The organism is Janthinobacterium silvisoli (genome assembly GCF_014200725.1).
GTDB lineage: Bacteria > Pseudomonadota > Gammaproteobacteria > Burkholderiales > Burkholderiaceae_D > Janthinobacterium.
In genome coordinates this window covers 534,650-548,673 of sequence record NZ_JACHCL010000002.1, presented here as the reverse complement: position 1 = coordinate 548,673, position 14,024 = coordinate 534,650, and the positions used below count along the sequence as shown (strand labels likewise).

Genomic DNA, 14,024 nt, shown 5'->3' with positions numbered 1-14,024 from the left:
CAATGAACAATCTCCGAATTTTGCATGATAACGCCGCCGACCGCGCCGTGCTTGCCGCATCAAGCCAGGTCGGTACGCTGGGTCCGGCCAACCTGCAGCGCGATAGCAAGAGCGCCGTGCTGCGTGCCACCGGCATCGGACAAACCATCACCGCTAGTTGGCCGACACAGGAGTCGATTGCCTGCGTGGCGCTGATCTTCACCAATATGACGAGCAGCGCCCGTATGCGGGTGCGCGGCTATGCCCAGCCTGGCGACACCAATCCTGTGCTCGACACCGGAAATACCGGAAATACCGAAAATACCTTTCCATGCCGCGCTGCCGTGCACGGTACCTTCCCCTGGGGCGTGCTGCCACTGGGCTGGAACGCTTACAAGACAGGTGGGGTGAACACCTGGGGGCATGGTGGTGGCTCTGATGGTGTGGCCTGGTTCGCTCCGGTGCGCGTGCGCAAGCTGGTGATTGATGTCTGGTCCCCGCAAAGCCCTGAAGGCTACCTGGAGATATCGCGCCTGGTGGCCGGCAATTACTGGTCGCCCGAATACAACGCCGACTACGGCGCCCAATTACTGGTGCAGGACAGCAGCGAAGATTACCGCACGGCCGCCGGCGACCTGAAAACCGCAAGGGGCAGCACTAGCGACAAGCTGAGCATCACCCTGGCCCATCTGACGCCGATGGACCGTGCCCGCCTGATGCGCATCCTGCGCGAAAACGGCAAGGGCAAGGCCATGTTGTTCAGCCTGTTTCCGGAAGACCCTGACCCGCTGCTGGAGCAAGACCACATGCTGTATGGCAAAGCCAGCAATATCGACGCGGTGGCCACGCCGTACTTTGAAACCTATTCCGCACCACTACAAATCGAAGGAATTTAAATGGCTGATGCATTTTATGATGGCATGCCGAATGTCAATGAACGGTTGAATCAATTGTATGGCGCATTTGCGGCTGGCCCGTATAACGCGCTGCCGTTGGTGGGCGGAACGCTCACTGGGCAATTGACGATTGACCAACGTTCGGGAACCGCAATATTCGCGCTGTTAGGTTCCAATGTTCCCTCGTACGGGACGGCAATATTGGGCTATCGTGGGGATGTTCAAACGTATTTCATTGGTAACGAGAGCGGCCTACGAGGTGGAAATGCGAACGATTTGGTACTCGACTCAGTGAACAATTCCATAAAATTTTACAGTGGAGGTGGGGGCGGATTCACTTCCGCGTTCCTGATCGACGGGGAAAAGGTGAGCACGGCAAGAAACCTGCTCCCACGCACGGATAACGCATATTCTCTCGGCTCTGCGCCGCTGGCGTATAACGTAGTGTATGCCCGCACCGGTGCCATCAACACCTCCGATGTCCGCCTGAAGTGTAATTTCCGTGATCTGAACGCTGCAGAGATAGCTGCTGCCAAGGACTTGGCCCGCGCCATCGGCGTCTATCGCTGGCGTGATGCGGTCCATAGCAAGGGGGCGGACGCGCGCGAGCACATCGGGCCGACCGTGCAACGCGCCATCGAGATCATGCGATCGCACGGCCTGGATCCTTTCAATTACGGGTTTATTTGCTACGACGAGTGGGCGCGGGAGGTCATCGAGCATGCGGCCGTTGAGGCGCGGCCGGCCGTGCCGGCGACCGAGGCACTACCGGAGGTGGTGGATGCGCTTGGCAATGTCGTGACGCCAGCTCAGCCCGCCAGCGCAGGCTACCCTGCCATCGAAGCGCGTGCAGCCTACACAGAAGTGACCCTGGAAGCCGGCGACCGCTACGCCTTCCGCTACGACGAACTGGCCATGTTTATTGCGGCTGGCCAGGAGGCCCGGCTGACGGCACTGGAAGCGGCTGCCTGATCGCAAGTTTATGGCGCCATCGATCAACCCGCTTCGGCGGGTTTTTTTATTTCAGCAATATGCGGTAGGCCAGGCAGTGTTGGCGGCGGAGCCTGAGATCCCGCATCCGCTGCCGCACTATCGAACCTGTCTTTTGACAGCGAATACTCAGAGGAGCACATGCCCAACCTACGCATCATTTACGACAACGCGGCCGACCGCGCGGTGCTGAGCGCATCGAGCCAGGCTGGCGCGCTCGGGCCGGCCAACTTGCAGCGCGACGGGAAATCGTCTCTGCTGCGCTCCGTTGGCACGGATTTGACTATCACCGCCGTCTGGCCTACACCAGAAATCATCGGCGGCGTGGCGCTGCCATTTTGCAATCTGACGCCATTGGCACTGATGCGCGTGCGCGGCTACATCGAGCCATTCGACGCTGTAGCTGCGTTCGATAGCGGCATCGTGCCGGCGTGCGAGTACGCGCGCCTGGGCATGTGGGACTGGGGAGCGATCTCGTTGGGAGTGAATGCCTTCAGCTATGGCGGCGGCACCTACGCCCGTTGCTGGGTCCCCATGCGCAGTATCAAAAAGCTCGTGATCGACCTGGCGGATCCTGACAACCCGGCTGCTTGCATTGAAGCGACACGCCTGGTGGCTGGCGCTTACTGGAATCCTGAGCAGAATGCCTCGTACGGCGCCGGTGTCACGCCGGTTGATAGCAGCAGCCAGTACCGCAGCGACGCTGGCGGGCAAAAAGTAGCGCGCGGTTCGGTGTATCGCAAGCTGTCGCTGTCGCTCGATCATATGACGCCGCTGGACCGTGCGGAACTGTGGCGCATTGTGCACGGCAGCGGCCTGTCGCGTCCGCTTTTCGTCAGCCTGTATCCGGATAACGACGACGTCGAACTGGAGCAGGCGCACCAGGTGTATGGACGCCTGGCTAATTTGGCAGCCATCACCACCCCATCTTTCCAGGCCTATGCCACCAACATTGAAGTAGAGGAGTTGTAATGAGTGAATTTTTTTACTATGGCCAGAAGGACACGATCCAGCGTTTGAACGAGCTGGCAGGGCGCGGCGCGGTAGTGGCATCGACTACGCCCAAGGTGGGCATGTCGCCGTTGGGTGGGGTGAATGGATGCATTACGCCGGCGTGGCTGGATCCAAACTTGCCGATTCAATCAAACGCCAGGATTTGTTCGGGGTCGACAGCCAAGTACGGCTATCAATTTACGAGCTCTGTCGGGCGGCGCAACTGGTACAAACTCGCAACGTTTGCACCGGATGACGCAGGAACGCAAGAAAATCTTCTCATACGCGGTACGCTAAATGACGGATGGCTTTCCGCACAGACGTCGGCGGTTACTCTTCTGATGGGCGTCAGGAATGGATTTTATGTGGAATGGCACCTTGAAGGGGTGCCAAGGGTAAGGGCTCGCGTCATAGTCTATAAGCATCCAGATTTGACTTATGGTGTGTACGCTTTTCTCGATGGTTTTGCAAATGCATCATTTGATATTACAGGAGTTAATACAGCGACCTACGCCGTTTCAGAACCTGTGGTTGGTGGGGAACCTGCAGGTACTATAGTGTTCGACACGTCAGCAGTGCCGGGGCAGTCCATGTATATTGCTCCGCGCTGGCAAGGTGTTTACGAAAACGGAAACAGTTTGAAGACTCGATTTCCCGCGCAGATACTCACTGGTGTAGGCAGCAGCGGAGATTCGTTCTTAGCCGGTACAACTATTTCAAGCCTGCCAAACGGCAGCATTGGCAATCTTGAGGCGTTGGGCTTGGGGGTTTATGGGGTTGGCGGAACAGCCTATCCAGGCAGGTTTGGATTTGTCACGAACCCTGGCGCCTCTCTGTTTAAACAGGGATATACATTAGCTATTCAAGCTTATGACGTAGGTTCTGGTGGCTGGACGGGCAATCTGTTGTCAATTTACGGGGATGGAAAAGTCGGCATTCCAATCCTGAAGGCAGGAAGTAGCGACATATCTACGATTCAGCACGATATCCGCATGGCAGTTGCAGAAGCGAAAGCGATTCTCTATGTCGGAGTTGATAAAGCGTTAGCGCCGAGCTTGGCAGTAGCCGCTGCTGGTTTGTATGACTGGAATACCGCAAACTCAGTTCTCTATGTCGGTAAAAATTCAGTTACGGGACGAAGCGTCTCAACTGGTGGAACGATAAGTACGCAGGGTAATGACTATGCCGAGTACATTTCCAAGTGTATGAGTTGTGCAGATGTCTCTGCTGGGCAAATTATAGGTATTACCGCTCAAAATAAAATCACGGATGAGTGGGATGGCTCTGTCATGTTTGCTGTCAAATCCACAGCACCATCTTTTGTTGGTGGTGATGGCTGGGCATCATGCCTGGGCCTGCGTCCTGTACCAAAAGCCGGAATGGAACCTGTCAAGCCAGTTCGTCGTGAGGATGTGATGGAAAGTCAGGTTGTCCCTGGTACCAAGCCGCAGGAAGTCGAGCAGATAGTGACTAGTCCAGGAGAAACCGACGACGAATGGATGCAAAAACAGGCCAGCTTCGTCACCGCACTTACGGCTTATAACATCGCCGCGCAGCAAGATACCGACGCCATGGCCGCCTTCGACGCTGCGCTGGAAGCCGCACGCCAGAAAGTCGACCGCATCGCCATCGCCGGCCGCGTACCCGTCAATGTGCTGGGCGCCCAGCCTGGCGACTACATCGTCCCGGTGCAGGACGGCGCCGGTATCAAGGGTATCGCCGTGCACGAAGATGACCTGAGCATGAAGCAGTACCTGCGCGCCGTCGGGCGCGTGATTGCTATCGAAGCGGATGGCCGCGCCTATGTGATGGTCAAGTCCGTGTAGCTGTCGTCATGCAGCAGTCCTTCTCCAAACCCGCCACGGCGGGTTTTTTTATTTCTCCAACAGAAAGGCAATCATGGCCATTGAAACCACCGCCGCCGGCGGCGCATTGATCAAACTGTTTGGCGTGCCCGTGCTGGCCGGCGCCGCCGCCACTTCGCTGGGCTTCATGTTCATGTGGCCCCGTTCCACCCGCGAGGCATTCATCCGCTTTTGCTCGAGCATCATCATTTCCACCTTTCTCGGCCCGCTGCTGGTGGCGGCCGTGCTGTCGTGGTGGCCCAGCCTGTTCGACAGCGCAAAAGTCGTGGCCAGCCTGTATGGTGGCGACCCGGCCACCGGCTTTCTGTTTATCGCCGCGCCCCTGATGGTGGCGGCCGGCTTGCCCGCCTGGTGGGTGCTGGGCGCCTGCGTGCGCTGGTTCGACAAGCGCCGCGGCAAGGATATCGGCGAACTGGCGCTCGATGCGGCTGCCGTCGTCAAGGATGTGCGGGGCGGCTTATGACGCTGGTCCAATTGATGGCCATCATGCCGTACGCCGGTCAGCGCGCCGCCTTGTTTCTGGCGCCCCTGAATGCTGCGATGGCGGAATTCGGCATTGATACGCCGCTGCGCCAGGCGGCGTTCCTGGCGCAGGTGGGGCATGAATCCGGCCAGTTGCGCTATGCGCGCGAACTGGCCAGTGGCGTAGCCTACGAAGGGCGGGCCGATCTGGGCAACGTGATTGCCGGCGATGGCGTGCGCTTCAAGGGACGCGGCTTGCTGCAGGTAACGGGGCGCGCCAACTATGCCGCCTGCGGAGTGGCGCTGCGCCTCGATTTGCTGTCCAGGCCCGAACTGCTGGAGCAAACCCTCCACGCCTGCCGTTCGGCTGGCTGGTTCTGGCAGTCGCGCGGCTTGAACGCCCTGGCTGATGCGGGCGACCAGGAAAGAGTCACGCGCCGCGTCAATGGCGGCTTGAATGGCCTGGCCGATCGCCTGGCCTTGTATCAGAAGGCGCGCAAGGTGCTGGCATGAAGCCGTCAATGGCGGTATTGGCTGGCTTGCTGCTGCTCGGTGCAGCCCTGTTTTGCGCCCAGCGCTGGGGCAGGGAAACGGGCCGCGCCGCCTGCAGCCTCCAGTTGGCAGAGGCCCAAGGCGCGCTGCGGCGTCAGGATCAGGCATTGACACTGATGCGGGAAGAGGGCGCACGCCGTTCCGCGCAGGCAAAGCAGGCGCTGGCTGGCGCCCGAGAGGGAAGGGCTGCCAGCGAGCAGTCCGCCGCCCGCATCCTGGCGCTGCAGCCCGACGGCGATGCTTGCCGTGCGGCTGAGGCATTGATCGCCAGGGAGATGCCATGAGGGCGGCGCTGTTGTTGGCTTGCATGCTGTCAGGCTGCGCGGCGCATGTTCCAATGACTGAAATGCTGCCGCTGGCCGTGCCATGCATCAGCAGCCGTCCCACCGCGCCATCGCTGCCGGCAGTGCCGCCTTCCGGCATCTATCCCCAGGCGCAAGCTTTGCTGGCCCGCGAAAAACTGCGCGCCGCCTATGAGCGGGAACTGGAAGCGCTGCTCGACGCTTGCGTGGCGGGACCATCTTGAGGGAGATCAAACAATAGCGAGGTGGTGTAATGTGCATCACCTGTGCTAGAATCTTGCCGCGCTGCCCGGATGGTGAAACTGGTAGACACTGGAGACTTAAAATCTCCCGCCTGCAAGGGCGTGCCGGTTCGATTCCGGCTCCGGGCACCAAGCGCAGATGCTTTTTACAGAGATAGTGCTCACTATCTTTTCAATCTTTTCCAGTTCCGCAAAACTGCATTGATTCCGCATAAAGTTACCGGTAATTGTTTTGAGGCGTCACCGGCATCACCATCAACGATCCCAGCGTAGTACTCCAAAGGCACCGCTGACCTGGTTCATGCACTAGCATAACAAGAGACGCAAAAAAGCCTCGCGAACGAGGCCCTGTTTGTTAGTAATGATAGCGACAAGAAATTATTTCTAACTCGTCGTCTTGAACGGCGTAGACCAATCTGTTGACTTCATCAATGCGGCGTGACCAAAATCCCGACAAATTTCCCTTGAGTGGCTCAGGCTTGCCGATGCCCTCGAAAGGGGACCGTTGTGCGTCCTTGATCAGCACGTTGATCCTCTTTAAGGTTTTTTTGTCCTGCCCCTGCCAGTAGACGTAGTCATCAAAGCACTCGTCCGTAAATTTCACGTTCTTCATCAAGTACTTCCTTAGCTTTCCTCAGCTTCGGACACTTCGATTAACTCCCGATGCTGCGTTTTGCCTGCACGTGACTGGGCGATCGACCTTGCCAGGTGCGCCGCGTTAGCAGGCGAGCTGAGCAGATGAACCGTTTCAATCAAGCTGCTGTATTGATCAAATGACATAACGACGGCATCAGGCGCATCGCGGCGCGAAATGACTGTGACATCAGCGTCTTCTACTACTTGATCTATGACTGACCGCAAGCTATTTCGGGCATCGGAAAAATTGATGATTCTCATTTTTCACTCCGTTACTTAATTCTTTAACCGACTTAAAAAAGTATGAATATTAAAATATTTATATAAATATATGTGCGATAAGTTGTACAAGTCAATTCTATACCTGTTCAATAAGTTGTACAAGTCGATTGTGTAACTGGTGACCTGCTGTTTTGGTCATGATGACGCCTGACGCCAACTTGAGATCGGCCAGGCTAAAAATAGGGCGTAGGCAGATCGGATGGCTTGCCATGCGACCTTCCTACGCTATTGGTCAACTGCCTGCAGAAGATGTTTCTTGTATGAATAGTGTTCCATCTCACCAACATTCACTGCATCTTAAAACGTCGCCTTGAACTGCACCCCATAAGTACGCGGTTCGTTGAGGATCCCTGTCAGGTTGTCGAAGTCGATCGCGCCCACGGCCTGGATGCGGTTGGTGATGTTGCGGCTGTAGGCGGCGATTTCGTATTTGTCCCATTTGTAGCCGGCGCGCAAGCCGCCTTCGAGCAGCGGCTTGGCCTTGTATTCCTTCGCTTCGTACAGGAAGAAGTTGTAGCTGGTACGGTAGGACCAGTCGGTGTAGGCGAAGAATTCGCCGTTGGCGACGGGGATGCTGTATTTCAGCGTGAAGTTGCCTTGCCATTCGGGCGCGCGCGGCAGCGGGTTGCCATTGATGTAGGCGGTGCCGGTGAAGGGGCCGACCGGGTTGGTGACGGTACAGCCGCTGGCCGGGTTGTTCAACGCATTGCCGCAGCTTTGCACGAACAGGTTTTTATCCTGGATCTCGGTGTGGTTGTAGCTGCCGCCCAGGGTCATGCTGACCGAGTCGCTCAGGTTGGCCTGGAAGTCCAGCTCCACGCCCTGGCCGGTGACTTTGTCGGCGTTGATCAACTGGTTCATGTTGACGGCGCCGCTGCCGGCCGTCAGCTGCTTGTCTTTGACGCGGTACTGGAATACGGCCAGGCTCAGGCGGGCGCGCTTGTCGAACAAATCCTGCTTGATGCCCGCTTCGACTGACAGCGCTTTTTCAGCGCCGGCAAATGAAGGGCGGTCACTCAAGCCATTCAAGCGGCCCTGCATCGATGGCGCGCGGTAGCCTGTGGCGACGCGCGCGTAGACGTTCGTCGCCGGCGTCAGGATATAGGTGCCGCTCAAATCCCAGCTGATGTTATGCGAGGTATTGTCGATGTTGAACGGTCCGGCGGTGGTCAGTTCCACGCGCTTGGCCGAGAAGTCCTTCTTGTCGCTGGTGTAGCGCAGGCCGCCGCGCAGCTTCAAGGCGTCGGAAACCGTGTAGTTCAGCGAGCCGAAAGCGGCATAGGAAGTGGAGCTCTGGTTCTGCGTCGAATAAAACGGATTTTGCGGATTACCGGGCGACAGGCTGTCAAAGCTGATGCTGTCGATCTGGATGTCTTCCTTGAAGTAGAACAGGCCGGCGATCCATTGCCATGGCCCCTTGCTGTTCGACTCGGCGCGCAATTCCTGCGAAATCTGCTTGTGGTTCGGGATCACGTCGGCCGTTTCGACCACGAAGGGGATGAAGCCTGGACCCATCGGTGGCGCGTACACGGCGCCATAGCCGCCATCGACGTCGGCGCGGCTGTAAAAATCGAGTTTTTCGTAGCCGGTGATCGAGTTCACGGTCACGCCATCGAGATCCCATTTCAGGCGCATGCTGCCGCCCTTGGTTTTCAGGTGCTGGCGGTTGATGCCGTCGGTGGGGTAGGAGCCGTAATCGAAATTGTCGACCAGGTCATTCGTGCCCTGTTTCAGGATATTCGCGCGGAACAGGGTGGCCGTGCCATCGAGGTCGCGGGCATGCACATTGAACAGGGCGCTGAAGTCGCGCGAGGGTTTGACCAGCAATTGGATGCGCGCGGCATTGTCTTCATAGCCTTCGAAGTCGCGCGTGCCGGTCGGCCGGGGGTTGTGCACGCGGTTGTCGCGGCGCTGGGTCTGGCCCGAAAAGCGCAGGGCGACGGTGTCGCTGAGCGGGACGTTGAACACTCCTTCGAGGTTTTTCACGCCATCCTTGCCGAAGCCGCCACTTAAATAACCTTCCGTATTGAACACGGGTTTGGCTGAGTCAAACTTGATCACGCCAGCCGGCGAGTTGCGGCCGAACAAGGTGCCTTGCGGGCCGCGCAGCACTTCCACCTGGTCCACGTCGAATACGGGAAAACCCTTCAGCATGGCGTTTTCCTGCACCACGTCATCCATCACCAGGCCCACCGGTTGCGAGGCGTTCAGGTCGAAGTCTGTATTGCCCAGGCCGCGGATATAAAAGCGCGGGAAGGTGCGGCCGTAGTCGGATTCCACCGAGACGCTGGGTGAGCGGCCGCTGAGGAAGCGGATATCCTGGCCGCCGGCCGTCAGCACGTCCAGCTTTTCGCCTTTCAGGGTAGCGATCGACATGGGTACGTCCTTGATGTTTTCAGCGCGGCGCTGCGCCGTGACGATCACTGTTTCCAGCTGGCCCGGACCGGTGGCAGCCGGGGCGGCGGCTGGTGTATCAGCTTGGGTTGCGGCTGGCGCATCGGGCGCCGGGGCAGGGTTGTCCGCCATCGCCTGTAGCGGGAATGCGGCAGTCACTGCCAGGGCAATCAATGTGCGGCGCACCATACCAGCATGCAGTGTCATCATGAACGGCTCCTATTGGTTTTCATTATGGGAAATGGGTTCTGGTTTTCGCCCTGCGTTTGCGGCAGTTGCACGCTTGTCTGCCAGACGAAAAGTCATGCTAGCACGTAAATTTCTGGCCGAAATGGCATTTCATCAGACGTGCCATTCATTTTTATTTCGACTAAATAGCCAAACAAAATCGTATTTGCCGCTAGTCTGATGGCGATGCATAGTGGAAGAGCGCATGCGTTTATTACTGTGGCGGCGGCCGGTCCAGGGCGCTTGCAGAGCGCGTTTTGTCTTCACTTCCCGATATGGCTGCCGACGCCTGTCGGCAAAAAGCAACATACGATCTGGTCTATTTTCTCCAGCGCCTTGTTGTCACAATGCGACAAGGATTGTCGATGGCGTCAATGCTGCCCCCGCCATTTCTCCGGCCCATGATCCACCGTATCGCGTAGAATACAAACCATTACATATTGGAAATTTGTATTTCTACCATGATAACATCCTCATCAACGGTATCTTGCACCACCGGCATTCGCCTGTCTGAACTGATCGCCGCATTGAGCCAGGCGCTCGACATCACCGAGGGCCAACCCGAAGGCCATTGCATACGCTGTTGCTGGATAGGCATGCACGTGGGCCGCGAGATCGGCATGGCGGACGAGGATTTGTGGAATCTGTATTACACCTTGCTGCTCAAGGATTTAGGTTGCAGCAGCAATGCAGCGCGCATTTGCGAGCTGTACCTGACGGACGACCTGGCTTTCAAGCAAGGCTTCAAGACGGTGGGCGACAGCTTGCCGCAGGTGCTCAAATTCGTGCTCAAGCACACAGGGCTGAAAGCGGGCTTGGCCGAACGTTTCCGCGCCGTCATGACGATCTTGCGCGACGGCCCGCAAATTGCACAGGACTTGATCGCCACGCGTTGCCAGCGAGGCGCCGATATTGCCCGCCTGCTACGTTTTCCTGAGGAAGTGGCGGCCGGCATCTACAGCCTCGATGAGCATTTCAACGGGCAGGGCAAGCCGGAAAAGCTGGCCGGCGAGGCGATTCCCCTGTTTGCGCGCATCGCCCTGATGGCGCAGGTGATCGACGTTTTCCATACGGCCGATGGTGCGCGGGCAGCACGGACCGAGGTGCGCCAGCGCGCCGGCACCTGGTTCGATCCGCAACTGGTGCAAGCCTTCGAGCGCGTGGCCGAGTCGGGCGCTTTCTGGTCCATGCTGCGCTCGCAAGAGATAGTCGCGGCCGTCGCGGCGCTGGAGCCGGCCAACAAGGTGGTGCCCGTCGATGAAGATTACCTGGACGATATCGCCGAGGCGTTCGGCCAGGTGGTCGATTCAAAAAGCCCGTACACCAGTGGCCATAGCGCCCGCGTGGCCTTGTACACGGACATGATCGCCGAAGCCATGGGTGTGTCGCCCGAGCGGCGGCGCTGGCTCAAGCGGGGCGCCTTGCTGCACGACGTGGGTAAGCTGGGCGTCAGCAATAGCGTGCTGGACAAGGCAGGCAAGCTCGATGCCGACGAATGGCAAGCCGTGCAATTGCATGCCCAGTACACGGAAACGATTTTATCGCGCATCGACGCGTTTGCGGAGCTGGCCATCGTGGCCGCCGCCCACCATGAACGGCTCGATGGCAAGGGTTATCCGCGCGGCTTGACGGCCGACGGCATCAGCCTGGAAACGCGCATCATCACCACGGCCGACATCTTTGACGCCATCACGGCCGACCGCCCCTACCGTGGCCCGATCCCGATCCCGAAAGCGCTCGATATCATGGCCGAAACGGTGGGCACGGCCATCGATGCGCAGTGTTTCGAGGCGCTCAAGGCGGCGCTGGCGCGCTTGCCGGAGCTGGATCAGCAGCCGCTGGCTGCCTGAACGTTTAGATTGGAAACGCGCCCGCGCCCGACACATTCATCGAGGCAACCTTGTCGCTGGAAAAATACTTGATCTGCCCCAGGCCGATGGCGTAGGCGCCGTCGCTGAGCGGCGAGATGGGACCGGTCAATTTTTCACCATTGACCAGGGTCACGACCCATGGCGTGGTGGCCGATTTGCCTGCGTGGGCCAGTGCTTGTTGTACCAGGTCTGCCATATTGCCTCCGTTGATAGATTGATGGCTGAATCATAGCAGGCGAACAAACCGGTTCAGGTATCAGTCAGGAGATTCCTCGGCAGCGCGACCGACGTCAGTTTCCAGCGCCACAGGCCGTCGCGGCTCAAGGTCAGCTCGCCGATGCGGCTCTTGCTGTGGGCGCGCTGGACCACCACGCTATCCCACGAAGTGTAGTGCAGCGTATAGTCGGCCTCGCCGTTGCGCTGGCGGCCGCTGACATCGCTGACCTTGGAGAGCGGGCTTTCATAGTGGGCGTTCAGTTGCACCAGGGAGAGCAGTCCTTCCGGCATGAGCATGGTGTCGAGCAGGGGCGCGATGACGGTCGGGCTGATATCGGCCGCCACTTCGGGCGCCGCAAACAGGGCGTGCAGTTGCTGGTCCAGGCTGCCGCGCAACAGGGCGAGATCAATGTGTGTGGAAAGTTCAGCGCTGTCTTGCGCCTTGAGGGCTGCGCGTATCTGCTGCATGGCGAGATACGGACTGCCATAGAACAAGCCGGCCAGCGCGAGCACTGCAGCCACCGCAAAAAAGATGCCTCTTTTCATCATGCGACCTCTTGAAAAGCTGGCGCCAGATGCGCCGGAAATCTTGGCATCTTACAGATTATTGCCTCAAAACAATATAGAATTTTATGCAATAATTGCCGTAGATCAAATATTTGGCCTTTAGGTTTGCTTTCCTGGCAAGCTTAGAGTAAATCGGCTGGCAGGGTGACAGCGATGAGTTTCCAATCCCACACACCATGGCGTTTCAGCAGGAACTGGCTCGTATCCTGGCCGCCATCGCGGCGTAGCACCACATCCGACCATGAACGGTAAGACATGCCGAAGTCGTGACGCTTGCCATCGGCCCCTTCCTTGCCGCGCATGATCAGCGCCGTCAGGCCGGGCGGCGAGACGATGGTGTCGACCATGGCCGCCAGTTCTTCTGCATCATGCGCGTGGCCGCCCGTTTGCAGTTGCTGCATCACTGAAGCACGCACGGCAGCCAGGTCGGCTTGCTGTTCCAGTCCCGTCATCCTGACCGAGCGGGCAGCCATGCTGATGCGGTACATGGCGATGTAGGGGCTGACCCAGGTAAAGCCGATGGCGGCAACGCAAAAAATGGCGGCGACGGCGTGTTTTCTTTTCATGGTCTCTATTGTTTAACATCTATCTCTGTTCGCCGTGATTTTACCCGGCTAGCGCTACCAGATGGTGTAGCATGCGTGCCGGCGCGCCAGATCGCGCCGCCATACGCAATACAGAGGACAACCATGAATATCACTATCAATGCCGTGCTGCAGGCTTATATCGATCCGCTCACCGACAGCGAATACGCGGCGCTCGAGCGCAGCCTGCTCAATGAAGGCTGCCGCGACGCGCTGGTGCTGTGGAACGATGTGCTGATCGACGGGCACAATCGCTACGCCATCTGCCGCAAGCACGACATTCCATTCAAGACCATCCAGAATACCAGCTTCGAATCGATCGACGATGTAATGCTGTGGATGATAGACAATCATCTGGCGCGGCGCAGCGTGTCGGATTTCCAGCGCGGTGTGCTGGCCTTGCGCAAGAAGGAAATCGTCGCCGCGCGCAGCCCGGCGCCCGTCAATGCCGCCGATGCCGCGGAAGGCGAAAGCCTGCCGAAACCAGCCATGAGCACGCGCGAAGAAGTGGCCAAGGCGGCGCGCCTGAGCAGCAACCAGATCAGCCAGATCGAAAAGATCCAGAAGGCGGCCACGCCGGAACTGGTGGAAGCGGTCCGTTCGGGCACGATTTCCATCAACGCGGCGGCCACCGTGGCGTCCTTGCCCCAGGCCGAGCAGGTGGCGGCCGTTGCTGGCGGCAAGAAGCTGTTGCGTCAGGCGGCCAAGGAAATCCGCGAACAGCGCGCCGCGACCCGTCCACCGCGCGAGCCGAAGGTCCATGTATCTCAGGATACGCCAGAGACGGGCAATGAGCCGTGGGCGGACAACGCGGCCCAAACACCTTCCGAAGTGGAGCGCCTGCGCGGCGAGATCGCCAGCCTGAAACAGCGTTACGCGCAGCTGCAGGCGGAAAATGCGGAACTGAACCAGCGCATTGCGGCGCTGATCGATGCGTCCTGACGATGTGACTTGATGATGTGACC

At 58.6% G+C, this 14,024-nt stretch carries 16 protein-coding genes and 1 tRNA gene; 11 read left to right on the top strand and 6 right to left on the bottom strand.

The window, feature by feature from the left end:
* The first annotated feature begins 2 nt into the window (after positions 1-2).
* The 9 genes from HDE75_RS12640 to HDE75_RS12600 all read left to right on the top strand — a co-directional run bounded on the left by HDE75_RS12640 (position 3) and on the right by HDE75_RS12600 (position 6,413).
* Positions 3-875: a hypothetical protein gene (locus HDE75_RS12640; protein WP_183677329.1), complete on the top strand. Its 873-nt coding sequence runs from the start codon at positions 3-5 to the stop codon at positions 873-875.
* Positions 876-1,847, top strand: a complete 972-nt coding sequence (locus HDE75_RS12635; RefSeq protein ID WP_183677330.1) for a tail fiber domain-containing protein — start codon at positions 876-878, stop codon at positions 1,845-1,847. It begins immediately after the preceding gene.
* Between the two features lie 159 nt (positions 1,848-2,006).
* Positions 2,007-2,837, top strand: a complete 831-nt coding sequence (locus HDE75_RS12630) for a hypothetical protein (RefSeq protein WP_183677331.1) — start codon at positions 2,007-2,009, stop codon at positions 2,835-2,837.
* A complete protein-coding gene (locus tag HDE75_RS12625; protein WP_183677332.1) occupies positions 2,837-4,684 on the top strand; it encodes a hypothetical protein in 1,848 nt (615 codons plus the stop codon). Before HDE75_RS12630 ends, HDE75_RS12625 begins: the two co-directional genes overlap by 1 nt.
* Positions 4,685-4,757: 73 nt before the next feature.
* Positions 4,758-5,186, top strand: a complete 429-nt coding sequence (locus HDE75_RS12620) for a hypothetical protein (RefSeq protein WP_183677333.1) — start codon at positions 4,758-4,760, stop codon at positions 5,184-5,186.
* The gene (locus HDE75_RS12615) at positions 5,183-5,698 is read left to right on the top strand and encodes a glycoside hydrolase family 19 protein (RefSeq protein ID WP_183677334.1); all 516 of its coding nucleotides are present in this window, start codon (positions 5,183-5,185) and stop codon (positions 5,696-5,698) included. Before HDE75_RS12620 ends, HDE75_RS12615 begins: the two co-directional genes overlap by 4 nt.
* Positions 5,695-6,021 (top strand): hypothetical protein, encoded by a 327-nt coding sequence (locus HDE75_RS12610; RefSeq protein WP_183677335.1) that lies wholly within the window; start codon positions 5,695-5,697, stop codon positions 6,019-6,021. The genes HDE75_RS12615 and HDE75_RS12610 overlap by 4 nt, the downstream gene beginning before the upstream one ends.
* Positions 6,018-6,263 carry a hypothetical protein gene (locus tag HDE75_RS12605; protein ID WP_183677336.1) on the top strand — a complete coding sequence of 82 codons (246 nt, stop codon included), beginning with the start codon at positions 6,018-6,020 and terminating at the stop codon, positions 6,261-6,263. Before HDE75_RS12610 ends, HDE75_RS12605 begins: the two co-directional genes overlap by 4 nt.
* 63 nt (positions 6,264-6,326) lie before the next feature.
* Positions 6,327-6,413, top strand: a tRNA-Leu gene (locus HDE75_RS12600).
* Positions 6,414-6,636: 223 nt separating this feature from the next.
* Here HDE75_RS12600 and HDE75_RS12595 read toward each other — a convergent pair.
* The 3 genes from HDE75_RS12595 to HDE75_RS12585 all read right to left on the bottom strand — a co-directional run bounded on the left by HDE75_RS12595 (position 6,637) and on the right by HDE75_RS12585 (position 9,803).
* Entirely contained in the window at positions 6,637-6,894 is a 258-nt protein-coding gene (locus HDE75_RS12595) for a Txe/YoeB family addiction module toxin (RefSeq protein ID WP_183677337.1), read from the bottom strand.
* Between the two features lie 11 nt (positions 6,895-6,905).
* Positions 6,906-7,178 (bottom strand): type II toxin-antitoxin system Phd/YefM family antitoxin, encoded by a 273-nt coding sequence (locus HDE75_RS12590; RefSeq protein WP_183677338.1) that lies wholly within the window; start codon positions 7,176-7,178, stop codon positions 6,906-6,908.
* A gap of 318 nt (positions 7,179-7,496) precedes the next feature.
* Entirely contained in the window at positions 7,497-9,803 is a 2,307-nt protein-coding gene (locus tag HDE75_RS12585) for a TonB-dependent receptor (protein ID WP_260174005.1), read from the bottom strand.
* 479 nt (positions 9,804-10,282) lie between these two features.
* On the opposite strand from HDE75_RS12585, the gene HDE75_RS12580 reads away from it, so the two are divergent.
* Positions 10,283-11,671, top strand: a complete 1,389-nt coding sequence (locus tag HDE75_RS12580) for an HD-GYP domain-containing protein (protein ID WP_183677339.1) — start codon at positions 10,283-10,285, stop codon at positions 11,669-11,671.
* Between the two features lie 4 nt (positions 11,672-11,675).
* Here the strand turns inward: HDE75_RS12580 and HDE75_RS12575 are convergent, their stop codons facing one another.
* The 3 genes from HDE75_RS12575 to HDE75_RS12565 form a co-directional block, all read right to left on the bottom strand.
* A complete protein-coding gene (locus HDE75_RS12575; RefSeq protein WP_183677340.1) occupies positions 11,676-11,888 on the bottom strand; it encodes a hypothetical protein in 213 nt (70 codons plus the stop codon).
* Between the two features lie 53 nt (positions 11,889-11,941).
* Entirely contained in the window at positions 11,942-12,457 is a 516-nt protein-coding gene (locus HDE75_RS12570; protein ID WP_183677341.1) for a DUF2939 domain-containing protein, read from the bottom strand.
* A gap of 140 nt (positions 12,458-12,597) precedes the next feature.
* A complete protein-coding gene (locus HDE75_RS12565; protein WP_183677342.1) occupies positions 12,598-13,041 on the bottom strand; it encodes a DUF2939 domain-containing protein in 444 nt (147 codons plus the stop codon).
* Between the two features lie 123 nt (positions 13,042-13,164).
* Between HDE75_RS12565 and HDE75_RS12560 the strand changes: the two genes are divergently transcribed.
* Positions 13,165-14,001, top strand: a complete 837-nt coding sequence (locus tag HDE75_RS12560) for a hypothetical protein (protein WP_183677343.1) — start codon at positions 13,165-13,167, stop codon at positions 13,999-14,001.
* The last annotated feature ends 23 nt before the right edge of the window (positions 14,002-14,024 follow it).